The following is a 22,291-nucleotide window of genomic DNA, read 5'->3' as shown; positions in this document are numbered from 1 at the left end:
CTGGTGTCCCAGCCTATCGGGCGGGGGTGGGGGGCGGGCGTTTCGGAGGGGGTTGTTCCGGGGGCGGAAACCGTCACTTTCCGGGGGCAAAAGTGAGGGTTTCTGCCGGTGGAGGAGGCGTCACTGATAGCGCGGAAGGTTCTCCGTCGAGATCGTCCAGTCGCCGATCGTGACGTCCTCGCCGTACACGAAGTTCTTACGGGTCGCGTACTGGGGGCCGGACAGGACGGCACCCTGGCCCGTCCGCGGGTCGAAGATCGCGTAGACCGGGATCCCGAGGAGTGCGTAGTCGCGGATCTTGCCGCACCAGTCGTTCTGCGGGTTGGAGCAGGAGACGACTTCGATGGCGGCGAGGAGAGTGCGCGGGTCGAAGGGCCCGTCGTCTTCCATGTCCTCTTCGGCGATCACCATCACGTCCGGCCGACGCATGATGCCTTCGCGGACGTCCTCCACATCGGGCTTCCCGGTGTGAGCCAGCAAGCCGTCCGGCATGACCGCCTCCAGGCGACGGCTGACGCGATACGCCGTCAGTTCGTGCGGGGCATTGGGCGACGTCAGATCGTGAACGATCCCCTCCAGCGTGATCTCCAGCTTGCCGGGCACGAGTTCCTGCATGCGGTTGACGGCTTCGCGCATGGCGCGGTGGGCGGGGGCGACTTTCTGGTTCACGTTACTCAGGGTGGCCGGGCGAGCGTACGCAGTGCGGCCAGGAGGCCGGTTCTGTACGGCGGTTGTCCAGACGCGTACGGAACTGTCCCGGCTGTCCGCCGTTACGTTGTGCCCGCGTGCGGCGTTGGGGGACGGACACAGGGGAGGTGGACACGCATGGGCGTGACGGAGGACTCCGGTTGGGAACTCGATCTGGACGGCGAGTCCGTGGTGACGGTCGCAGCAGTCGGCCGTCAGCTCAGGCTGTGGCGGGAAGCGGCAGGGCTACCGGCCAGCGAGCTCGCACGGACGATCGGGTACAGCGCGGAGCTCGTGTACAAGGTGGAGGGCGGTACGCGTATCCCGAAGCCGGACTTTCTGGACAGGGCGGATGAGGCATTGGGGGCGGGCGGGAAGCTGGCGGCGATGAAGAAGGACATCGCGGAGGCGCGGTACCCGAAGAAGGTCCGGGACCTGGCGAAGTTGGAGCAGGAGGCCGTCGAGCTGGGCGCGTACAACAACTCGGTCATCGACGGGCTCTTGCAGACCGAGGAGTACGCGCGGGCAGTGTTCGGCAACCGTCGGCCTCCGTTCACCGAGGACGAGGTGGAGCGGCGGCTGGCTGCTCGTTTGGCACGGCAGGAAATCATCGACACGTCGGCGGCACCACCGGTCTTCAGCTACGTACTGTGCGAGGCTACGCTGCGCCGCCCCATCGGGGGCAGAATGGTGCTGCGGCGACAGCTCGAACGCCTTCTGAAGAGCGGCCAGTTGCCGAACGTCGACCTCCAGGTCTTGCCTCTCAGTCGCGAGGAGAACTGCGGCCTCGGGGGCCCGTTCCGGCTGCTGAAGCTCAAGGACGGCACCGCAGTCGGACTGGACGAGGTCCAGCTCGCCAGCCGCGTGACCACTGACCCCAAGGAGACTCAGATCCTTGACATGCGTTATGGGATCATCCGGGCCCAGGCGCTCTCTCCGAGGGAGTCGCTGGCCTTCATCGAGAAAGTGCTGGGAGAGACATGACCCTCAAGCCCTCCGCGCCTGAGTGGATAAAGAGCAGTTACAGCAACGCAGACGGCCCCTCGTGCGTCGAGGTCGCCGCCGCCCCCGCCACCATCCTCGTCCGCGACTCCAAGAACCCCCGCGGCCCCCGTCTCACCTTCGCCCCGTCCGCGTGGGCCACCTTCGTGGCCCACGCACCGGTGCCGACGAACGGCTGAAGCAGCCCCCAGCCGCGTCTCAAATGCCCAACGCAGCCCGTACCAGCGCCGCGTTATCGGCTGCGGGAGCCCCGTCGGGTGTGTGCAGCACGTCCTCCAGCCCAACCCTGGTGGCCAGCCCCCGCTGCACCGCCATGCGCAGGACGGGCCATGCGCCGCCGTCCCAGCCGTGGAGCAGCACAGGTGCCGGCAGCTCGGAACCGAGCTCCCGCAAGAGGCGTTCCGCCGTTGCCGGTGCGGAGTCCGGGTTCGTGTCCATGACCTCGGCGAGTACGCGCAGCACGCGAGGGGCGAACGGCGACGTACGGAAACGGCTCGGTGCATCCGTACCGGAGAAGATGCCTGCCTCGATGGCGACGCCCTTGTCGCACAGTGCACCGGCGACCAGATCGGCGCCGTCCTCGTGCCAGTTGACGGACGCGTGGTCGGGTGTGACGGTCCACGACCGCACCAGGTCGGCTCGCCGGCGGGCGTCGGGCTCGGCCCAGGCTCCCGTGGTCACACCGACCGGGATGCCGGGAACGACTGCGCGTACCGCCTCGACGGCCCGGGCGACGACGTCGGGGGCGAGTGTGTCGATGCCGTCAGACCCCTTGGGGTGCAGATGAATGTCCTGCGCTCCGGCGGCGACTGCGGCGTGAGCCGCCTCGGCCAGCTCGGTCGGGGTGACGGGCAGGGTCGGGCAATGTGCCCGTAACCGGGGGCCATTCAGGCATACCTGCAACATACACACGAGGGTGGCACACCCCCGCCGAGGGGTGGGGAATCGCCCCCTCCGCAGGATGACCGCTGTAGCCATGCGGCCGATTGAACACTTCGCCGGATGACGAAAGCGTGGAGCTGCCCGGACACCGACACCTGCAGAGGAACACGATGCCCCACTCCAGACAGCGGCTCTCCGCCCGGCGTGTCGCCACAACCGCCATGGTTTCGGCCGTGGTTCTCGCCGTCACCGGTACCACCGTCGCCCAGGCCGCACCATCACCCGTCAAACCGGAGAGCGGGGCATCCGCCCCCGCCCCGGCCCCGCAGGAATTCGCCGACGAATACACGCACATCGTCGTCGACAAGCGGCCCCGGGGCGAGGCGAATCCCGACGAATTGCGCGAGTCCCTGAACCGGAACGGGCTGCAGACGGCGAAGAGCCGTTGGGTCGCCGAGGGCAAGGATGTGGATGCCGAGCTGGCGAGGGCCGGTTCGGGGTATGCGAAGAACGGGCATCACGAGCACGTCTTCATGTGGGATTCCACGAAGAAGGGCATCGAGGGCGGCAACGCCATCGAGAAGAACGGCGACGCCATCAGGGTCAAGATCCGGTGGGATGCCCTGAAGAAGGACGGCCGTTTCCTCAGCGGCACGCTCAAGGGCGACAGTGGCGGCGGGCCCCTCGGCGGCGAGTCCACCAACGGCGCCTGGGCCTTCAAGGGGGACATACCGCGGAAGTATCTGTTCATCGTCGGCGTGGACGACGCCTCGCACCCCGGAATGGGCCAGTGGCTCGCCGGCAAGGGCTGGCCCGACGGCAACGGTGTGTGCGGGGGCGGGAGTTCGTCGGGGCGGGCGAAGCGGTCCGTCGTCGCCTGCGAGAAGACCAAGCCCGCGGGTGAGAAGCCGTCCGGCGAGACGACTCTCGAAGACCTGGAGGCACGGCAGGTCGAGCAGGTCTTCGGTGAACTGGCCGGGAAATACGGGCTGAAGGTCGTCGCCCCCGACGGCAAGCAGCTGGCGCCCTCCGAGATCCACGCCCGGATCCGCGGCTACAGCAAGCTCTCGCCCGAGGCGAAGGCGAAGCTCCGGGCGAACTTCAAGTCGGCCGGGAGCACGGCCAAGGGGGCGCTGCTGGTGGCCGGCGGTGTGCTGTGGGCGAAGGGCGTGCACGACGCCTTCGCGAACGACACCACCAGCCTGGACAAGGCGGCCGCCATCACGGCGATCGTCCCCTTCGTGGGCTGCGGCACCCAGGCCGGGGCCGCCGCCGATCACGGCACGTTCGACGCCGACGACACCGCCGCCTGCTTCGGTGCCGATGCACTGCTGGTCACGCCGCTGTGGCCGGCCGGGATCACCCTCCACGGCGCCCGGTACTTCACGGACAAGTGGAAGGAGGCGCAGATCCCCTCGATCACGGTGTTCCAGCAGGCCCGCGACGAGGCGTGGCGGAAGTCCCTCGACGGGTTCCGGGCCGACGGCCTGCAGCAGCTGGTGAAGTCGGCCGCCGCGGCGGAGGAGCAGCAACTCGCCGCGGAGAAGGCGGTGATCCTGCACAACGCCGCCGAGAAGTCGGTCGAGATCGACAAGGGCGGCGCCTCCGCCGAGGCGAAGAAGCTGCTGAAGTGGAGCACCGAGCGCAAGGCGCGCGAGCAGATCAAGGAGCTGCCGGGGAAGCTGCGCAAGCAGTTCGACACGGCGATCCGGGACGCGCTCGTGGAGCGCGCGAAGCAGTACAACGAGGAGTTCATCAAGCAGGAGGTGAACATCTCCCGCTGGACCGAGGAGTCCTGGCAGGCGGCCCTGCACGGGCCCAGCCACTCCCGCGCGGACCGGCAGGAGTACCTCGACAAGCTGATCCAGCGCCTCCGTGACGCCGACATGCTGCCGCCGGTGCCGGACGCCGACAGCCTCCGGCCGGACATCGAGCGGGCCCGCAAGGCCTTGGGCTGAGCGTTCAGCTGCGGGTTCGTCGTGGCTGGTCGCGCCCACGCGGCGGAGCCGCTGGGGGTACCTCCCAGCGGTAGCTGGGGGAGTAACAGCCCCGCGCCCCTTCAGGGCGCGGGGATCCGCCGGTCAGGGGTGCCAGATCTCCTGGATCGTCTGGATGTCGCCCTTGGCGTTCTGCGTGATCTCGTAGATGTTGCCGTAGCAGCTGAAGGGCTGCTTCACGGCGTTGTAGTCGTTGCGCAGGCAGCCGTCGACGTGCTTGTCGAAGTCGTCCTTGCTCACCGACTTGGGGTGCTTCGGGCCGTCGCTCAGGGCAAGCTCGATCTTGGCGTCGGACGCGAGCTTGTAGTGCTGGGAGTCGCCCTCACCGCCGTAGGTCCAGTCGTTCGGCCCGCACTTCGGCTGGGCCTTCTGGGCCTCGAACCCGCTGGCCGCGTCCCGCTCCAGCTTGATCGCGATCATGGTGTGCCCGGCGGGCAGGACCGGCGGCTTGCCGCAGTCGTAGCTGTCACCGTCGCTGTCGCCGCCGGCGGACGGCTTCGCCGAGGAGGCCGAGGAGGCCGAGCCCCCCGAGGCACCGTCGGCGTTCTTGTCCTTGGGCCCGCAGGCCGCCATACCGCCGCCGAGGGCGGCCACGAGCACCAGCGTGCTCATCATTCGTCGAGTCGAGCGCATGTCGAACTCCCCCGTTGCCAAGAAACTTTCAAGGAACTTGTCGTGATCATGTTTGATCGACGGTGTGTTCTACACCAGCGACGGGGGAAGATCCAATCCGCACCTGCGTCCGCGCCCTACAGCACCGGCAGCATCTTCCGCAGCTCGAACGCCGTGACCTCCGAGCGGTACTCCTCCCACTCCTGCTTCTTGTTGCGGAGGAAGAAGTCGAAGACGTGCTCGCCGAGCGTCTCGGCGACGAGCTCGCTGCGCTCCATGAGCGCGATCGCCTCGCCGAGGTTCTGCGGCAGCGGCTCGATGCCCATGGCGCGGCGCTCGGCGTCCGACAGCGCCCACACGTCGTCGTCGGCGCCGGCCGGGAGCTCGTAGCCCTCCTCGATGCCCTTCAACCCCGCTGCCAGCAGCACCGCGTACGTCAGGTAGGGGTTGGCGCCCGAGTCGATGGAACGGACCTCGACGCGCGTCGAACCCGTCTTGCCGGGCTTGTACATGGGCACGCGGATGAGGGCGGAACGGTTGTTGTGGCCCCAGCAGATGTACGAGGGGGCCTCGCCGCCGGCGCCCGCGGTGCGCTGGGAGCCGCCCCAGATGCGCTTGTAGGAGTTGACCCACTGGTTGGTGACCGCGGAGGTCTCGGCCGCGTGCCGCAGCAGGCCGGCGATGAAGGAGCGGCCGACCTTGGACAGCTGGTACTCGGCGCCGGACTCGTGGAAGGCGTTGCGGTCGCCCTCGAAGAGCGACAGGTGGGTGTGCATCCCGGAACCGGGGTACTCCGAGAAGGGCTTGGGCATGAACGTGGCGTGCACGCCCTGCTCCAGGGCGACCTGCTTCATCACGATCCGGAAGGTCATGATGTTGTCGGCCGTCGACAACGCGTCCGCGTAGCGGAGGTCGATCTCCTGCTGGCCCGGCGCACCCTCGTGGTGGCTGAACTCGACCGAGATGCCCATGGATTCGAGCATGGTGATGGCCTGGCGGCGGAAGTCCATGCCGACGTTGGTCGGAGTGTGGTCGAAGTAGCCGGAGTTGTCGGCGGGGGTCGGCCGGGAGCCGTCGACGGGGTGGTCCTTGAGCAGGAAGAACTCGATCTCGGGGTGGGTGTAGAAGGTGAACCCGAGGTCGGAGGTCCGGGCCAGGATGCGCTTGAGGACGTAGCGCGGGTCGGCGTAGGACGGCGAGCCGTCCGGCATCAGGATGTCGCAGAACATCCGGGCGGTGCCCGGGGCCTCGGCGCGCCAGGGCAGGATCTGGAAGGTGCCCGGGTCCGGCTTGGCGATCATGTCGGACTCGTAGACGCGGGCGAAGCCCTCGATCGCGGAGCCGTCGAAGCCGATGCCCTCGTCGAAGGCCTGTTCCAGCTCGGCGGGGGCGACGGCGACGGACTTCAGGTAGCCGAGCACGTCGGTGAACCACAGCCGGACGAACCGGATGTCGCGCTCTTCGAGCGTGCGGAGCACGAACTCCTGCTGCTTATCCATAGCTACCTATCCTTGCAGGTCAGACGGCTCGTTTCAGCGGATGCGGGCACATGCGGGCACATGCTGGACCTTGAGTATCACGGCTGCGGGTTACCGGTGGGTTTCCGGACGCCTGCCGCACTGTTCCGCCTTATGGGTGCATCGTACTGATGCACGGACGGAACGGCGCCGCCAATCAAGATCATCACCCAGGGAACCGAACGCCTTTTCGGGATGTCCTGACGATTAGCACCCGATCGCCCGACAGAGAAGGATTCGCCCTTGAATTCGCGAGAGACGCGAGAGACGCGAGACAACCGCCCGACCCGTCGTACGGTTCTTGCCCTCGGTGCCGGAACGGCCCTGGCCGCCGTGGTGCCCGCCGGCGGCACCGCTGTCGCCGCCCCCTCGGACCGGCGCGGGACGTCCCGGCAGCTGCACGCCCTGGAGCGCGAGCACTCCGCCCGGCTCGGCGTGTACGCGCGCAACATGGCCACCGGCGCGACCGTCCGGTACCGCGCGGACGAGCGTTTCCCGATGTGCTCGACGTTCAAGACGGTGGCCGTCGCCGCGGTCCTGAGGGACCTCGACCGGGACGGCACGTTCCTGGGGAAGCGCATCCGGTACACCGCACAGGACACCAAGAAGGCGGAGTGGGCCCCGGTCACGGGCGAGGAGGAGAACCTCGCCCACGGCATGACCGTCGAGGCGCTCTGCGACGCCGCCATCCGCCACAGCGACAACGCCGCGGCGAACCTCCTGCTCCGCGAGCTCGGCGGGCCGACCGCGGTCACCCGCTTCTGCCGGTCCGTCGGGGACCGGGTCACCCGGCTCGACCGGTGGGAGCCCGAGCTCAACTCGGCGGAGCCGACGCGCTGTACGGACACCACCAGCCCGCACGCCATCGGGCGGACCTACGCGGACCTCGTCCTCGGCACCGCGCTCGACAGGCAGGACCGGGAGCGCCTCACCCACTGGCTGCTCGGCAACACGACCAGCGACGAGCAGTTCCGCCTCGGCCTCCCGAAGGACTGGAAGGTCGCGGACAAGACCGGCGCCGGCGCCTATGGCACCGGCAACGACGTGGGCGTCGCCTGGACCCCGGACGGCACCCCGATCGTCCTGGCCGTGCTCTCGACCCACCCGGACGACCCCAAGGCCACCACCGACCGCCCGCTGATCGCCAAGACGGCGGCACTGCTGGCGGGGGCGCTCGGCTGACGTCAACTCCCGCGCCCGTAAGGGGCGCGGGGAACTGCGCGAGCAACCACGCACAACGCGCAGCAAAGAACGAACCGCTACACCCGTATGAACGGTGTAGCCAGCACCGCCGCCGCGATCGCCTGCGGCCGGTCGTACATCAGCAGATGCCCGGCCGGCGCCACCGCCTCGAACCGGCCGTCCAGGCGGTCGGCGAGGTCCCGTTGACGCTGGAGCCAGCGGCGCTCCAGCCAGGAGCCCGAGCCGGGGGACGCGGCCAGCACGGTCACCGGGACCGGCGGGAGGGAGTGCCGGGTGCGCAACTCCTCCAGCTCCGCGGCCACATCGCGGTATCGCGCGTTCTCCATGAGGACGGCGCGCGCCACCCGGCCCGTGCCGTAGGTGCGGCGCACCAGGTCCGCGGGGGCCGGGTCCTGGCGCTTGACGGAGGCTGCCCGCACCGAGAGGCGGCGCAGGGCGGGGCCCAGGGCCCTGGGGAGCCCGGTGCCGGCGACGGCCAGACCGCGCAGGCGGGCGGCGGCGGTGCGCAGTTCACGGCCCGGGGCGGGGCGGGCGTCCTCCTCGACGCTGCCGTCGACGAGCACGAGCCCCGCCGTGCGCTCGGGGTACAGGCGGGCGAACGCCTCGGCGTGGAAGCCCGCGAGGGAGTGGCCCACGACCGTCACGGGCCCCGCCAGGTCCAGCGCGTCGAGCACGCCCGCGATCCGCCCGGCCTCCCCGGACGCCGTGGGCGGCTCCGTGGCCGGGGCGCTGAACCCCAGGCCGGGACGGTCGAAGCGGACGACGGTGCGGTACGGGGTGAGCAGCGGCACGAGCGGGTCCCAGTCGAACCAGCCCATGCCGAGCCCCGCGCTGAGCACGCACACCGGCCCCTTGCCCTCGCGCAGCACGTGCAGGGGCACCCCGCCGACCCGCAGCATCCGCCCCGGCGGCCGTTCCGCACCGCTCATCGCTTCCCCCTTCGTTCCCGCTCCGCCGGGACACGGGTCCGTACCGGCGGGTACGGCCAAGCTAGTCGCTTGCTACCGGATGCCGGTGCTCCGCCGCAACCCAGTGCGGTTTACGGAACTTCAGCAGGGCGAGCGGCGCGAGGAAGCCCAGCGTCAGCAGGCCGCCGCCCACGATGGCGAGGTAGCGCCACACCGGGCCGCCGCCGAACTGCTCCGGCGGGACGAAGCCGATGCACATGGCCGCCAGCGAGGCCGCGAAGCCGACACCGGCCACCAGGTGAACGGCCGGTACGCGGAAGCCGCGTTCGTGGTCCGGGCGCGTGGCCCGCAGCCGGATCACGGCCGCGAACATCAGCAGGTAGACCACGAGGTAGATCTGCGTGGTGACCACGGAGAAGATCCAATAGGCGCTGGAGACATCGGGGATGACCGCGTAGAGCAGCGCGATGAGGGTGGTCAGGACGCCCTGGGCGACCATGATGTTCCGCTGCACGCCGTTCTTGTTGAGCCGCTGCAGGACGGGCGGCAGATAGCCCTCCTGCCGGGCCACCATCAGAAGTCCCTTGGACGGCCCGGCCATCCACGTGAGCATGCCGCCGAGCGCCGCGGCGACCAGCAGGACGCCGACGACCTTGGTCAGCCAGCCCACGTGGAAGTGGTCGAAGAAGCCCTGGAACGCCTGCATCACGCCCGCGGTCAGGCTGAGGTCCTTGCCCGGCATGACCCAGCTGATGGCCAGCGCCGGCAGGACGAAGATCAGCAGCACCAGGCCGGTGGCGAGGAAGACCGAGCGCGGGAACTCCTTGCCGGGCTCGCGCAGCGAGGAGACGTGCACGCCGTTCATCTCCATGCCCGCGTAGGACAGGAAGTTGTTGACGATCAGCACCAGGCTGGCCAGTCCGGTCCACGGCGGCAGCAGGTGACCGCCGTCCATGGGCGCCGCGGAGGCGTTGCCCTGGCCGAGGAAGACCAGGCCGAGGACGACGAGGACGACGCCGGGGATCAGGGTGCCGATCACCAGGCCCAGGCCGGCGAGTCCCGCCACGGCCTTGGTGCCGCGCGCCGAAATCAGCACGCCCGCCCAGTAGATGACGACGATGACGAGGGCGATGTAGACGCCGTTGTCCGCGAGCCGCGGGTCGACGACGTACGCGAACGTGCTCGCCACGTAGGCCAGCAGGCTCGGGTAGTACGCGATCGTCATCGCGAACTGGCACCACACGGCCAGGAAGCCCAGCGGCTTGGACAGCCCCTCGCTCACCCACCGGTGGACGCCGCCCGGCCAGCCGGAGGCCAGTTCGGCCGAGACCAGGGCGGTCGGCAGGAGGAAGACCAGGGCCGGGAGGAGGTAGAGGAAGACCGCGGCCAGTCCGTAGAGCGCCATCGAGGGCGCGGGCCGGAGGTTCGCCACCGAGGCGGTGGTCATCATCGCGAGGGTCGCCCACGAGATGAACTGCGTCTGCGTGGCCCCCGGAACGGGGGCGGCGGGGGGACGGGAGACGGGACGGTCGTCGCGGACCTGTTCCGTGAGGGTCATGGGAGGCGGAGCGTCTTTCAGTTGTCGGCGGTACGTCCCAATGATCGGACCTTGCCACCGTTCTGTGCACATCCGTACGAGCCCCACCCTGGAGCCTCATACCCCGCGGGGGTAGGGTGCAGCGGAGATCGAAGAGCCGTGGAGAGACGCCGATGCACCGACAGCACAAGGCCGCCGCGTGGTGCGGCAGGCTGCTGCTGTTCGCGGCGCTGCTGCTGGGCATCGTGACGATGCACACACTCGGGCACCCTGCCGAGCACGGCGGCGGACACCCGGCCCCGGCCGCCATGGCGCACGCCCACCACGACGCTCACCCCTCGGGCCCGGAAGCACACGATCCCGTGCACGGCGGCATGGACCCCCTGTCCGTCTGCCTCGCCGTCCTCGGCACGGGCTGGGCGGCGGCCCTCCTCCTCTCCCTGGCCGTCTTCCTCCGCGGCCGTTCCGCGGCGGCCGCGGCCGTGCGGGCGTGGTTCGCGCCCGCCCTGTGGCCGATCCCGCCACCGCCGCGGCACAAGGCCCTCGCCCGGTTGTCGGTGCTCCGCGTATAGGCGGCAGCGCGCGCTCGCTGCTGCCCGTACTCACCACCGACACCCACGAGGTGCACCTCCCCATGCGCACACCCACCCGCCGCGCCGTCCTCGGCGCGGGAATCGCCGTTGCCGGAAGCGGTCTGCTCGCCGCCTGCGGCACGAAGAACAACAAGGCCGACGACCGTTACGTCTCCCCCGACGGCAAGGAGGTCGCCGCCGCCGAGGCCCGGCGCGGCACCGGCCCCGTCCGCAAGGCGAGCCTGACCGCCACCCCGTCCCGGGTCGACCTCGGCGGCGGCCGCACCGTCTCGACCTGGGCCTACGGCAACCGGCTGCCCGGCCCGGAGATCCGGGTCACCGCGGGCGACACCCTCGCCCTCACCCTGGCCAACCACCTGCCCGAACCCACGTCCGTGCACTGGCACGGGCTGGCGCTGCGCAACGACATGGACGGCGCCCCGGGCGTCACGCAGCAGCCGGTCAAGGCGGGCGCGTCCTTCGACTACCGCTTCACCGTCGCGCACCCGGGCACGTACTGGCTCCACCCGCACTCGGGTGTCCAGCAGGACCGGGGGCTGTACGCGCCGCTGATCGTGGACGACCCGAAGGAGCCGCTGAAGTACGACAAGGAGTGGGTCGTCGTCCTGGACGACTGGGTCGACGGCGTGGACGGCAGCACCCCGGACGCAGTGCTGGCGGAACTGGGCCGGGGCATGGGCGGCATGGACCACGGCTCGATGGACCACGGCTCGCACGACATGCCGGGCATGTCGCACATGTCGATGACCATGCCTGCCGGGGACGGCGGCCCCTCCCGGATGCTGATGGGCGCCACCAGCGTCCACCTGGGCGGCGACGCGGGCGACGTCGCCTACCCGCACTACCTCGTCAACGGGCGCACCCCCGACGACCCCGAGACCTTCACCGCCAAGCCCGGCGACCGCGTTCGCATCCGGCTCCTCAACGCGGGCGGCGACACGGCCTTCCGCGTCGCGCTCGGCGGCCACCGGATGACCGTCACGCACACTGACGGCTGGCCCGTCGAGCACACGGAGACCGATTCCCTGCTGCTGGGCATGGGCGAGCGGTACGACGTGCTGGTCGAGGCCAAGGACGGCGTCTTCCCGCTGACCGCCCTCGCCGAGGGCAAGCAGCGCACCGCGATGGCCGTGCTGCGCACGGGCGGGGGCGAGGCGCCGGGCGCGGACGTACGCCCCCGCGAACTGGACGCCGCCCCGCTGGGCGCGCAGCGGCTGAAGGCCGCGCGGGACGTGGCCCTGGCGGACCGCCGGCCGGACCGGACGATCACGCTCCGGCTGACGGGTTCGATGGCGAAGTACGACTGGGCGATCGACGGGCGGAAGTACACGCCCGAACCGAGCCATGCGGTGAAGGCAGGGGAACGGGTGCGGCTGGAGTTCGTGAACGACACGACCATGTGGCACCCGATGCACCTGCACGGCCACACGTTTGCCCTCGCGGGCGGCGGGGCGCGGAAGGACACCGTGATGGTGCTGCCGGGGAAGCGGGTGGGCGTCGACTTCGACGCCGACAACCCGGGGCTGTGGATGATCCACTGCCATAACGTCTACCACTCGGAGAGCGGGATGATGACGGTGCTGGGGTACCGGGGCTAGGGCCGCGCCCCGTAAGGGGCGCGGGGAACTGCGCGACCAGCCCCCACAGGCCTGCAGCCGACGCACCACCCCAGGGGTCCGGGGCGAAGCCCCGAGAACCTCGACTGCGGGCGCGTCGTGGCTGGTCGCGCCCACGCGGCGGAGCCGCTGGGGGTACCTCCCAGCGGTAGCTGGGGGAGTAACAGCCCCGCGCCCCTACGGGCGCGGGACCCCGCGGCCTCAGCAGGCCAGGGCGACCTGGGTGCCCTCGGGGGCGTTGTAGTGGTCGATGACCTTGTTCAGCTCGGCCTGGTAGTACATCGGCCACACACCGAAGAGCAGCACGAACAGCAGGCCCAGCCCGCCGCTGCACGTCGGCTGCAGGCCGGCGGCCCGCTGTGCGTCGGCGATGCGCCGGCCGGTGTTGTAGATCGACACCAGCGGCGGGATCATCAGCAGGATGCCGCCGAACCACAGCGTGAACAGGCTGCCGGCCGGGCTGATCTGGCGGCGGCTGTCGAACTGCAGCATCTCCTTGTGGATCTTGTAGTACCAGACCAGCGAGTAGATGCCGAACGTGATCAGCGGCAGGCCGAGCCACACTCCCACGATGTTGCGGCGCTTCATCGCCAGGCCGACGTGGGCCGGGGCGGGGGCCGGGTACCCGAACGGCGGCTGCTGCGGGTAGCCGTACTGCATGCTCAACGGATCTCCTGGAAGTGGGCTCTGACAACGCATCAATGAGCCCGTGGGCCTCACGCGCCACGGGCAGGCGCGCAGCCTGCCACAAGATCACGCCATGTGGCCAGAAGAGCCGGAGGGCGTGGGCACCCTCACACCCCTATTGCGTCACATTGACGAGTACCCTGGGGCCGTGGCTCAACTTCGTCTCGCCCTGAACCAGATCGACTCCACCGTCGGCGACCTCGCCGGAAACGCGGAGGCCGTCGTCCGCTGGACCCGGCACGCTGCCGAACAAGGTGCCCACCTGGCGGCCTTCCCGGAGATGGCGCTCACGGGCTACCCCGTGGAGGACCTCGCCCTGCGCTCCTCGTTCGTGGAGGCGAGCCGCGCGGCCCTGCACGCACTGGCCGCCCGGCTCCAGGACGAGGGCCTCGGCGAGCTGCCGGTCGTCGTGGGCTACCTGGACCGCAGCGACGAGGCCCGCCCCCGCCTGGGCCGGCCCGCGGGCGCCCCGCGCAACGCCGCCGCCGTCCTGCACCGCGGCACGGCCGTGCTCACCTTCGCCAAGCACCACCTGCCCAACTACGGCGTCTTCGACGAGTTCCGCTACTTCGTGCCCGGCGAGACCCTGCCGATGATCCGCGTGCACGGCGTGGACGTCGCCCTCGCCATCTGCGAGGACCTCTGGCAGGAGGGCGGCCGCGTCCCGGCCGCGCGCTCCGCCGGGGCCGGGCTGCTGCTGTCGGTCAACGCCTCCCCGTACGAGCGGGAGAAGGACGACACCCGCCTGGAGCTGGTCCGCAAGCGCGCCCGGGAGGCCGGCTGCACCACCGCCTACCTGGCGATGACCGGCGGCCAGGACGAGCTGGTCTTCGACGGCGACTCGATCGTCGTCGACCGCGACGGCGAGGTGATCGTGCGCGCCCCGCAGTTCGAGGAGACCTGCGTCGTCCTCGACCTGGAACTGCCCGAGGCCCCCTCCGCGGTCCCGTCCGGGGTGGTCGACGACGGCCTGCGGATCGAGCACGTCACGCTCTCCGCCGACCCGCTGCCCGCCTACGAGCCGCTGCCGCTGCCCGCGGCGCAGCCGCACCTGGGCGACGACGAGGAGGTCTACACCGCCCTGGTGCAGGGCCTGCGCGCGTACGCCCGCAAGAACGGCTTCCGCAGCGTCCTCATCGGCCTGTCCGGCGGCATCGACTCCGCCCTCGTCGCCGCCATCGCGTGCGACGCGGTCGGCGCGGAGAACGTGTACGGCGTGGGCATGCCCTCGCGCTACTCCTCCGAGCACTCGATCGCCGACGCCGAGGAGCTCGCGCGGCGCACCGGGCTGAACTTCCGCATCGTGCCGATCGCGCCGATGTTCGACGCCTACATGGAGTCGCTGAAGCTCACCGGCCTCGCCGAGGAGAACCTCCAGTCGCGGCTGCGCGGCACCATGCTGATGGCCGTCTCCAACCAGGAAGGCCACATCGTCCTCGCGCCGGGCAACAAGTCCGAGCTGGCGTGCGGCTATTCGACGCTCTACGGCGACTCCGTCGGCGCCTACGGCCCCATCAAGGACGTCTACAAGACCGCCATCTTCCGCCTCGCCACGTGGCGCAACCGGGCCGCGGCGGAGCGCGGGGAGACCCCGCCGATCCCGGAGAACTCCATCACCAAGCCGCCGAGCGCCGAGCTGCGCCCGGGCCAGGTGGACACGGACTCGCTGCCGGACTACGACGTGCTGGACCGGATTCTGGAGCTGTACGTAGACCGCGACCAGGGGCGCGACGCGATCGTCGCGGCGGGCTTCGACCCGGCGCTGGTCACGCGCATCCTGCGGCTGGTGGACACGGCGGAGTACAAGCGGCGCCAGTACCCGCCGGGCACCAAGATCTCCGCGAAGGGCTTCGGCAAGGACCGGCGGCTGCCGATCACCAGCCGGTGGCGGGAGGCCTGATCCCTACGGGGGTTCAGCGGAAAGGCCATCGGTCTGCTGCGGGTCCGCTGTAGCTTGTCGCGCAGTTCCCCGCGCCCCTTTCGGGGCGCGGCCCAGCCTCAGCGGACCCAGGCCTTGAGCGGTTCGGTGTCCAGCGTGATGTCCACCGGACCGGGAAGGGTCACCGTCTTCCCGAAGGGAACCACCAGGATCTGCTCGTACCGCACACCATCGGGGTCGCTGTACACGACGACCTCGCACGAGTCCCGGTCGATCAGGACGTGGACGGGAATCCTCGCCTCGGCGTAGGCGCGGGGCTTCTCCTTGCGGTCGCGCCGGTCGGTGTCCGAGTCGTAGGAGGTGACCTCGACGGTCATCAGCACGTCCTGCGTGGAAGCCCATTCGCCCTGGCCGACGAAGGCGTCGCTGGGGGCGAGCGTGCCGTCCGGGCGGGCATAGCCGCCTCGGTAGGTGGGGATCTTCAGTCCCTGGTCGGGGTGCAGAAACAGCTCAGGGCGTGCCTGGATGCAGATGCGCAGGAGCCACTGGATGATACGGCCGTGATCACCGTCGGGCACGGGCTTGACCCCCAGCTTCCCGTTGATGAACTCCAGCCGCGGCCCCTCGATGGTGCGAGCGGCCAGACGCGCGAATTCCTCGAACTCCTCGGGCAAGATCTGCGGCCGGTCGGAAACCGCTGCCATGGCTGTCCTCCTTCGCCCGTGCCCCTACCTGGCGACCCTAGCGGATGGGGCCGTCACCCCTCAGATCTTCACCCGCGCCGCCACCGGCAGGTGGTCGCTCTGCGTCGCCGGGAGGGTCCAGGCCGAGACCGGGTCCATCCCCCGCACCATGATCTGGTCGATCCGCGCCATCGGCGCATCCGCGGGCCAGCTGAAGCCGAAGCCGTTGCCGGCGGCGCCCTGGGCGGAGCGGAGCTGGGAGGTGACGGGCGCCAGGGAGCGGTCGTTCATGGTGCCGTTGAGGTCGCCGAGGAGGACGAGTTTCTTCACCGGTTCGCGGGAGATGGCCTCGCCCAGTGCCTCGGCGCTGTTGTCGCGCTGGCCGGCGGTGAAGCCGGCGTTGAACTTCACGCGCACCGACGGGAGATGGGCCACGTAGACGGCCACCGGGCCGCGCGGGGTCTCGACGGTGGCGCGCAGGGCGCGCGTCCAGCCCATCTTGATGTCGACCGGGCGGGCGTCGTTCAGCGGGTACTTGCTCCAGACGCCGACCGTGCCCTGCACGGAGTGGTACTTGTACGTGTCCGCGAGGTTCTTCTCGTAGACCGGCGCGATCTCGGGCTTGAGCTCCTCCAGGGCCACGACGTCCGCGCCGGAGGCGGCGACGGCCTTGGCGGTCGACGCGGGGTCCGGGTTCTCGGCGTTGACGTTGTGCGTGGCGACCGTGAAGTTGCCGCCCTTGCCCGACTTGTCGGTGAGCAGCCCGCCGAAGAGGTTCACCCAGGCGACGGCGGGCAGCAGCAGCGCGATCAGGGCGGTGGCCGAGCGGCGCAGCAGGGCCGCGACGAGCAGGACGGGGATCAGCAGGCCGAGCCACGGCAGGAAGGTCTCGGTGAGGCTGCCGAGGTTGCCGACGCGGTTGGGGAGGTCGGCGTGCAGCAGCATGATCAGGCCGAGTACGACCGCCACCGCGGCGACGACGACGCCCCGGCGCCAGATGCCGGGGCCGCGCCAGCGTGGGGTCCGCGCGGGGACGGACCCTTCGCGGCCCGCATCCTGGGTCTGTGCCTGAGACATCCTGCCGTCCTCACTACTCGGTGTACGTAGGGAAGGACGTACGGGCAGGTCGCGCGGGTTCTGCCTGTGACACAACGGGCACAATCCCGGCCGTCCCGGCCCCGGCCCCGGCCGCTACGGGCGCACGCCCTCCAGCACGGTGTCCACGATCTGTTCCGCCAGCCCCTCCGGGAGCTCCTTCCACTCGTGCATGATCGCCCGCGACAGCATCGGGCTCACGAACAGGTCCGTCAGCAGCTCGACGTCGAGGTCCGCGCGGATCTCACCGTTCGCCATCCCGCGCCGCAGCACGGCGAAGAACGCCTCGCGCCGCGCCTGCACCACGGTCTCGTGGTACTCCTTCCACAGCCTGGGGTGCGCCTGCACCTGTGCGGTGACCGTGCGCAGCAGCGCGGACGACCGCTTCGCCAGGCCCCTCCGCCGCAGGTACTCCAGCAGCAGCACCAGGTCCTCCCGGGCCGAGCGGCCCGGGAGGCCGGGCTGGGCCTCGTCCAGGGAGCGCAGCACGTCCAGCATCAGCTCCTCCTTGCCGGCCCAGCGCCGGTAGAGGGTCGCCTTGCCGACGCCCGCCTCGCGGGCGACGCGCTCCATGGACAGGTCGCCGATGGTGGTGCCGTCCTCCAGCAGCCGCAGCACCGTCTCGATCACCGCGGTGTCGACGGCGGCGCTGCGCGGCCGGCCGCGCCGGTCCGCGCACGACTGCGTGCTCACCGCTCGGCCCCCGCTTCCGCCTTCTGCGCGCCGGGGCGGTCCGCTCCCGGCGCGCCCGCGCCCGCGGCCCGCTTGCCGGGCAGGAAGAGGGCGACGACGAGCGCGCCGAGCAGGGCGACCGACGTGGAGCCGATGACGGTGACGTGCATGGCGTGGATGAACGCGTCCTCCGCCGGGCCCACGAGCGCCTTGCCGGCCGGGCCGAGCTTCTCGGCGAGGCCGAGGGTGGCCTCGATGGACTCGCCCGCCGCGTGCCGCGCGGGCTCGGGCAGGCCGGGGACGGCGGCGAGCTTGTCGGAGATGCCGTCGCGGTAGGTGGTGGAGAGCAGCGAGCCCAGGACGGCGACGCCGAGCGCACCGCCGATCTGCCGGAAGGTGTTGTTCACGGCGGAGCCGGAACCGGCCTTCTCGCGCGGCAGCGACTGCATGATCGAGACGGTGGCGGGCGGCATGATGTGCGCCATCGCGGTGCCCTGCGTGAAGAACAGGATCTCCAGGACCCAGATCGGGGTGTTCTTGTCCAGCAGCAGGAAGCCCGCCGTGGTGGCGGCGACCAGCAGCATGCCGACGGCGCACACGGCCCGGGCGCCGAACTTGTCGACCATGAGGCGAGCCCGCGGGGCGAAGAACATCTGCGCGGCGGCCAGCGGCAGCAGCAGCATGCCGCTCTGCAGCGGGGAGTAGCCGCGCACGCTCTGCGTGTAGAAGACGATGAAGAACGTGGTGCCCATCAGCGCGAAGAAGACCAGCGCGATGGAGGAGACGGCCGCGGAGAAGGCGGGGTTGCGGAAGTACCGCACGTCGATGGCGGGATGCTCGCTGCGCCGCTCGTGCAGCACGAAGAGGACGAGGGTCAACAGGCCGCCGCCGACGGTCCCGTAGACCTCGGGGTCGGTGAAGTCGGCCAGCTGGCCGCCCTTGATGATGCCGTACACCAGCAGCACCAGGCCGACGACGGAGAGCAGCACGCCGAGGGGGTCGAGTCTGCCCGGCTTTGGGTCCTTGGAGTCCGGGACGAGCACCACCATCGCGATCAGCCCGGCGATCACGATGGGCACGTTGACCAGGAAGACCGAGCCCCACCAGAAGTGGGAGAGCAGGATGCCGCCGGTGATCGGGCCGATGGCGATGGCCAGGCCGACCGCGCCGGCCCATATGCCGATGGCCTTGGGCTGCTCCTCGCGCTCGAAGACGTTCATGATGATCGCGAGGGTCGAGGGCATCACGAAGGCACCGCCGAAGCCCATCACCGCGCGGAACGCGATGAGTTCGCCCGGCGAGCCGGCCATGGCGGAGAGCACCGAGCCGATGCCGAAGACGACCATGCCGAAGAGCAGGACCTTCTTGCGGCCCAGCCGGTCGCCCAGCAGACCGGCGGTGAACAGTATTCCGGCGAAGACGAGCGTGTAGGCGTTGATCGCCCACTCCAACTCGCTCTGGGTGGCGCCCAGTCCGGTCGGGGCGGGCGAGGCGATGGTCTTCATCGCCACGTTGAGGATCGAGTTGTCCAGCACCACCACCAGCAGGCTGAACAGCAGCACCGTGAGGATCGCCCACCGCCTGCGATGGACGGCCTCGGGGACCGCGCGCACGGGGGCTGTGTCGGGGGGATTCGCCATGTTCACCACCCTAGGCTACTTCCGAAACGGATCCGTCTCGTATTGGAAAACCTTTACGCGTGAACAACTGTTCCCAGGGCGGCTTCCCAGCCGTCGGCAGGCGTGTCAGCATGGAGGTGATCCGGGGACGCCGACAGGGCGCCTCGAGACGATTCACAGGAGCCAATCGCCATGACGCATGCCGTGAAAGCCCCCGACAGCAGCAAGGCGCTGTACGGCGGAACCGCATCCCGGCGCATCACCGTCCGCGACATCGCCGCCGCCAAGCAGCGCGGCGAGAAGTGGCCCATGCTCACCGCCTACGACGCGATGACCGCCTCCGTCTTCGACGAGGCCGGCATCCCCGTCCTGCTCGTGGGCGACTCCATGGGCAACTGCCACCTCGGCTACGAGTCCACGGTGCCGGTCACCCTGGACGAGATCACCATGCTCTCGGCCGCCGTCGTGCGGGGCACCAAGCGCGCCCTGATCGTCGGCGACCTGCCGTTCGGTTCGTACCAGGAAGGCGCCGTGCAGGCGCTGCGCAGCGCCACCCGGCTGGTGAAGGAGGCGGGCGTCGGCGCGGTCAAGCTGGAGGGCGGCGAGCGCTCGGCCCACCAGATCGAGCTGCTGGTCCAGGCCGGCATCCCGGTCATGGCCCACATCGGCCTCACCCCGCAGTCCGTCAACGCCTTCGGCGGCTACCCCGTCCAGGGCCGCGGCGAGGAGGCGGCCGCGCAGCTGCTGCGCGACGCGAAGGCCGTCCAGGACGCGGGGGCGTTCGCCGTCGTCCTGGAGGTCGTCCCGGCCGAGCTGGCCGCGGAGGTCACGCGCGTCCTGCACATCCCGACGGTCGGCATCGGCGCCGGGGCCGAGTGCGACGCGCAGGTCCTGGTCTGGACGGACATGGCGGGCCTGAACGGGGGCCGCGTACCGCGGTTCGTGAAGCAGTACGCGCGCCTGCGCGAGGTTCTGGGCGACGCGGCCCGCGCGTTCGCGCAGGATGTGGTGGACAGTGCGTACCCCGCGGAGGAGCACTCGTTCCACTAGGGCGTGCACCCCGCGCCCGTAGGGGCGCGGGGAACGGCGCGAGCAACCACGACGCGCCCGCAGTCGACGTCCCGGGGCTGCGCCCCGGACCCCTGGGGTCGTGCGTCGACTGCGGGCCGGTGGGGGCTCGTCGCGCAGTTCCCCGCGCCCCTGACGGGGCGCTGTCGGCAGACTGTCGGTCCGCTGTCGGTGGCCCCTGCCACCGTAGTGGCATGAAGCAGAACGACATCGCCGTCGAAGTCCGCGGCCTGGTCAAGCACTTCGGGGAGACCAAGGCCCTGGACGGGGTCGACCTGGACGTGCGCGAAGGTACCGTCCTCGGGGTGCTCGGGCCCAACGGCGCAGGCAAGACCACCCTGGTCAGAGTCCTCTCCACGCTGATACGGCCCGACGCGGGCACCGCCCGCGTCGCGGGGTACGACGTGCTGTCCCAGCCCCGCGCGCTGCGCCGGGTCATCGGGCTGACCGGACAGTACGCCTCGGTCGACGAGAAGCTCTCCGGCCGCGAGAACCTGTACATGATCGGGCGGCTGCTCGACCTCTCCCGCAAGGACGCCCGCCGCCGGGCGGACGAGATGCTGGAGCGGTTCTCCCTCACCGACGCCGCCGGGCGGGCGGCCGGGCAGTACTCCGGCGGCATGCGCCGCCGGCTCGACCTGGCCGCCTCCATGATCGGCCGGCCCTCGGTGCTCTACCTCGACGAGCCCACCACCGGCCTCGACCCGCGCACCCGCAACGAGGTGTGGGGCGAGGTGCAGCGCATGGTCGCCGAGGGCAGCACCGTGCTGCTCACCACGCAGTACATGGAGGAGGCCGAACAGCTCGCCCACGAGCTGACCGTCGTCGACCGCGGGCGCGTGATCGCGGGCGGCCGGGTCGACGACCTCAAGGCCAAGGTCGGCGGCCGCACCCTGCAGGTCCGCCCGGCCGACCGGGCCGAACTGCCGCGCATGGCCGAGGCGGTGGCCCGCGCCGGGCTCGACGGCATCGCCGGTGCCACGCCCGACGAGGCCGAGGGCGTGCTGAACGTCCCGATCGTCAGCGACATGCAACTGACCGCCGTCCTCGGGATGCTGGCCGAGCGCGGCTTCGTCATCGCCGGCATCAGCACCCATCTGCCCAGCCTCGACGAGGTCTTCCTGGCCGTCACCGGCCAGAAGGCGTCGTCCGCCCCCGCCCCGCACGACCGCACCGACGCACTCCAGGAGGCCGCCGCATGAGCGCGGCAACGATCACCGCGCCCGCACCGGCGCCCGCCCGCGAGCCCCGCATCGGCCTGCGCGGCAACCTGCGGCACATCTCGGCGCTCGTGCGCCGCAACGCCCTGCAGATCAAGCAGGATCCGGAGTCGATGTTCGACGCCGTCCTGATGCCGATCATCTTCACCCTGATGTTCGTGTACGTCTTCGGCGGCGCCGTCGCGGGCAAGGGCAACCAGGACGCGTACGTCAACTACCTGGTGCCCGGCCTGATGGCGACGATCGGCCTGAACATCGCCATGTCGGTGGGCACCGGCATCAACGAGGACTTCCGCAAGGGCGTGATGGACCGGTTCCGGACGATGCCCATCGCCCGGTCGTCCGTGCTCATAGCGAAGATCGTGGTCGAGGTCGGCCGGCTGATCGTCTCCACCGCCATCCAGCTCGGCGTGGGCTTCGCCATCGGGCTCACGATCAAGACGTCCGTGCTGCACCTGCTGGCCGCCGTCCTGCTCGGCATGGCGTTCAGCGCCTCCCTGATGTGGGTCTTCATTCTGCTGGGCCTGACCATGAAGACGGCGCAGGCCGTGCAAGGGGTCGCCATGCTCGTACTGATGCCGCTGCAGTTCGCCAGCTCGATCTTCGCGCCGACCAGCACCATGCCGGGCTGGCTGAAGGCCTTCGCCGACTACAACCCGCTGGCCAACCTCGCCGACGCCTCGCGCAACTTCATCAACGGCGGGCCGGTGGCCCACTCGGTGTGGATGGTGCTGGCCTGGTCGGTGGGCATCACCGCCGTCACGGCGCCGCTCGCGGTCGCCAAGTTCCGCAAGAAGACCTGACCGACGCCATG

Annotated in this window: 21 protein-coding genes; 10 read left to right on the top strand and 11 right to left on the bottom strand. The window is 70.5% G+C overall.

All coding sequences use genetic code 11. The features are described 5' to 3' along the window. Positions 1 to 120 precede the first annotated feature (120 nt). Positions 121 to 636 (bottom strand): Uma2 family endonuclease, encoded by a 516-nt coding sequence (locus ACMATS_RS27555; protein WP_390777961.1) that lies wholly within the window; start codon positions 634 to 636, stop codon positions 121 to 123. A gap of 189 nt (positions 637 to 825) precedes the next feature. Between ACMATS_RS27555 and ACMATS_RS27550 the strand changes: the two genes are divergently transcribed. Together ACMATS_RS27550 and ACMATS_RS27545 are read left to right on the top strand one after the other, a co-directional pair. Then, the gene (locus ACMATS_RS27550) at positions 826 to 1,671 is read left to right on the top strand and encodes a helix-turn-helix domain-containing protein (RefSeq protein WP_390777732.1); all 846 of its coding nucleotides are present in this window, start codon (positions 826 to 828) and stop codon (positions 1,669 to 1,671) included. Further along, complete coding sequence (locus tag ACMATS_RS27545; protein WP_390777733.1) at positions 1,668 to 1,868, top strand: DUF397 domain-containing protein; 201 nt, start codon at positions 1,668 to 1,670, stop codon at positions 1,866 to 1,868. The genes ACMATS_RS27550 and ACMATS_RS27545 overlap by 4 nt, the downstream gene beginning before the upstream one ends. Positions 1,869 to 1,887: 19 nt before the next feature. Here ACMATS_RS27545 and ACMATS_RS27540 read toward each other — a convergent pair whose 3' ends face one another. After that, positions 1,888 to 2,595 (bottom strand): 3-keto-5-aminohexanoate cleavage protein, encoded by a 708-nt coding sequence (locus ACMATS_RS27540; RefSeq protein WP_414169434.1) that lies wholly within the window; start codon positions 2,593 to 2,595, stop codon positions 1,888 to 1,890. A 146-nt stretch (positions 2,596 to 2,741) separates the two neighbouring features. Between ACMATS_RS27540 and ACMATS_RS27535 the strand changes: the two genes are divergently transcribed. Next, positions 2,742 to 4,529 carry a hypothetical protein gene (locus ACMATS_RS27535; protein ID WP_414169433.1) on the top strand — a complete coding sequence of 596 codons (1,788 nt, stop codon included), beginning with the start codon at positions 2,742 to 2,744 and terminating at the stop codon, positions 4,527 to 4,529. 123 nt (positions 4,530 to 4,652) lie between these two features. On the opposite strand, the gene ACMATS_RS27530 is transcribed toward ACMATS_RS27535, so the two are convergent. Beyond that, complete coding sequence (locus tag ACMATS_RS27530) at positions 4,653 to 5,201, bottom strand: hypothetical protein (protein ID WP_414169432.1); 549 nt, start codon at positions 5,199 to 5,201, stop codon at positions 4,653 to 4,655. Positions 5,202 to 5,317: 116 nt separating this feature from the next. Then, the gene (gene glnA / locus ACMATS_RS27525; RefSeq protein ID WP_336414598.1) at positions 5,318 to 6,679 is read right to left on the bottom strand and encodes a type I glutamate--ammonia ligase; all 1,362 of its coding nucleotides are present in this window, start codon (positions 6,677 to 6,679) and stop codon (positions 5,318 to 5,320) included. 261 nt (positions 6,680 to 6,940) lie between these two features. Between glnA and bla the strand changes: the two genes are divergently transcribed. After that, positions 6,941 to 7,879 (top strand): class A beta-lactamase, encoded by a 939-nt coding sequence (gene bla / locus ACMATS_RS27520; protein WP_390777739.1) that lies wholly within the window; start codon positions 6,941 to 6,943, stop codon positions 7,877 to 7,879. Positions 7,880 to 7,956: 77 nt separating this feature from the next. Here bla and ACMATS_RS27515 read toward each other — a convergent pair whose 3' ends face one another. Both ACMATS_RS27515 and ACMATS_RS27510 read right to left on the bottom strand, forming a co-directional pair. Continuing rightward, positions 7,957 to 8,829 (bottom strand): alpha/beta fold hydrolase, encoded by an 873-nt coding sequence (locus ACMATS_RS27515; protein WP_390777740.1) that lies wholly within the window; start codon positions 8,827 to 8,829, stop codon positions 7,957 to 7,959. Between the two features lie 61 nt (positions 8,830 to 8,890). Next, on the bottom strand, positions 8,891 to 10,366 hold the full coding sequence (locus ACMATS_RS27510) for an APC family permease (RefSeq protein ID WP_414169431.1): 1,476 nt from the start codon (positions 10,364 to 10,366) through the stop codon (positions 8,891 to 8,893). 152 nt (positions 10,367 to 10,518) lie between these two features. On the opposite strand from ACMATS_RS27510, the gene ACMATS_RS27505 reads away from it, so the two are divergent. Beyond that, entirely contained in the window at positions 10,519 to 10,917 is a 399-nt protein-coding gene (locus ACMATS_RS27505; protein ID WP_391156034.1) for a hypothetical protein, read from the top strand. A 62-nt stretch (positions 10,918 to 10,979) separates the two neighbouring features. Next, entirely contained in the window at positions 10,980 to 12,536 is a 1,557-nt protein-coding gene (locus ACMATS_RS27500) for a multicopper oxidase family protein (protein WP_390777743.1), read from the top strand. A 219-nt stretch (positions 12,537 to 12,755) separates the two neighbouring features. On the opposite strand, the gene ACMATS_RS27495 is transcribed toward ACMATS_RS27500, so the two are convergent. Continuing rightward, on the bottom strand, positions 12,756 to 13,214 hold the full coding sequence (locus ACMATS_RS27495) for a DUF4234 domain-containing protein (RefSeq protein WP_390777962.1): 459 nt from the start codon (positions 13,212 to 13,214) through the stop codon (positions 12,756 to 12,758). Between the two features lie 175 nt (positions 13,215 to 13,389). Between ACMATS_RS27495 and ACMATS_RS27490 the strand changes: the two genes are divergently transcribed. After that, a complete protein-coding gene (locus ACMATS_RS27490; protein ID WP_414169430.1) occupies positions 13,390 to 15,141 on the top strand; it encodes an NAD+ synthase in 1,752 nt (583 codons plus the stop codon). Between the two features lie 98 nt (positions 15,142 to 15,239). Here ACMATS_RS27490 and ACMATS_RS27485 read toward each other — a convergent pair whose 3' ends face one another. The 4 genes from ACMATS_RS27485 to ACMATS_RS27470 form a co-directional block, all read right to left on the bottom strand. After that, positions 15,240 to 15,824: a Uma2 family endonuclease gene (locus tag ACMATS_RS27485; protein WP_390777746.1), complete on the bottom strand. Its 585-nt coding sequence runs from the start codon at positions 15,822 to 15,824 to the stop codon at positions 15,240 to 15,242. 60 nt (positions 15,825 to 15,884) lie between these two features. After that, positions 15,885 to 16,880, bottom strand: a complete 996-nt coding sequence (locus ACMATS_RS27480; RefSeq protein ID WP_414169429.1) for an endonuclease/exonuclease/phosphatase family protein — start codon at positions 16,878 to 16,880, stop codon at positions 15,885 to 15,887. Positions 16,881 to 16,994: 114 nt separating this feature from the next. Further along, positions 16,995 to 17,591 carry a TetR/AcrR family transcriptional regulator C-terminal ligand-binding domain-containing protein gene (locus tag ACMATS_RS27475; RefSeq protein ID WP_414169428.1) on the bottom strand — a complete coding sequence of 199 codons (597 nt, stop codon included), beginning with the start codon at positions 17,589 to 17,591 and terminating at the stop codon, positions 16,995 to 16,997. Then, a complete protein-coding gene (locus ACMATS_RS27470; protein ID WP_390777749.1) occupies positions 17,588 to 19,210 on the bottom strand; it encodes an MFS transporter in 1,623 nt (540 codons plus the stop codon). Before ACMATS_RS27470 ends, ACMATS_RS27475 begins: the two co-directional genes overlap by 4 nt. Positions 19,211 to 19,381: 171 nt before the next feature. On the opposite strand from ACMATS_RS27470, the gene panB reads away from it, so the two are divergent. The 3 genes from panB to ACMATS_RS27455 all read left to right on the top strand — a co-directional run bounded on the left by panB (position 19,382) and on the right by ACMATS_RS27455 (position 22,280). Continuing rightward, on the top strand, positions 19,382 to 20,239 hold the full coding sequence (panB, locus tag ACMATS_RS27465; RefSeq protein ID WP_390777750.1) for a 3-methyl-2-oxobutanoate hydroxymethyltransferase: 858 nt from the start codon (positions 19,382 to 19,384) through the stop codon (positions 20,237 to 20,239). 212 nt (positions 20,240 to 20,451) lie between these two features. Further along, positions 20,452 to 21,459 (top strand): ATP-binding cassette domain-containing protein, encoded by a 1,008-nt coding sequence (locus tag ACMATS_RS27460; RefSeq protein ID WP_390777751.1) that lies wholly within the window; start codon positions 20,452 to 20,454, stop codon positions 21,457 to 21,459. Beyond that, the gene (locus ACMATS_RS27455) at positions 21,456 to 22,280 is read left to right on the top strand and encodes an ABC transporter permease (RefSeq protein ID WP_390777752.1); all 825 of its coding nucleotides are present in this window, start codon (positions 21,456 to 21,458) and stop codon (positions 22,278 to 22,280) included. The genes ACMATS_RS27460 and ACMATS_RS27455 overlap by 4 nt, the downstream gene beginning before the upstream one ends. Positions 22,281 to 22,291 lie beyond the last annotated feature (11 nt).

It is taken from the genome of Streptoverticillium reticulum (assembly GCF_047456005.1).
Classification (GTDB): Bacteria; Actinomycetota; Actinomycetes; order Streptomycetales; family Streptomycetaceae; genus Streptomyces; species Streptomyces reticulum.
This window is presented reverse-complemented; position numbering and strand designations above follow the sequence as displayed.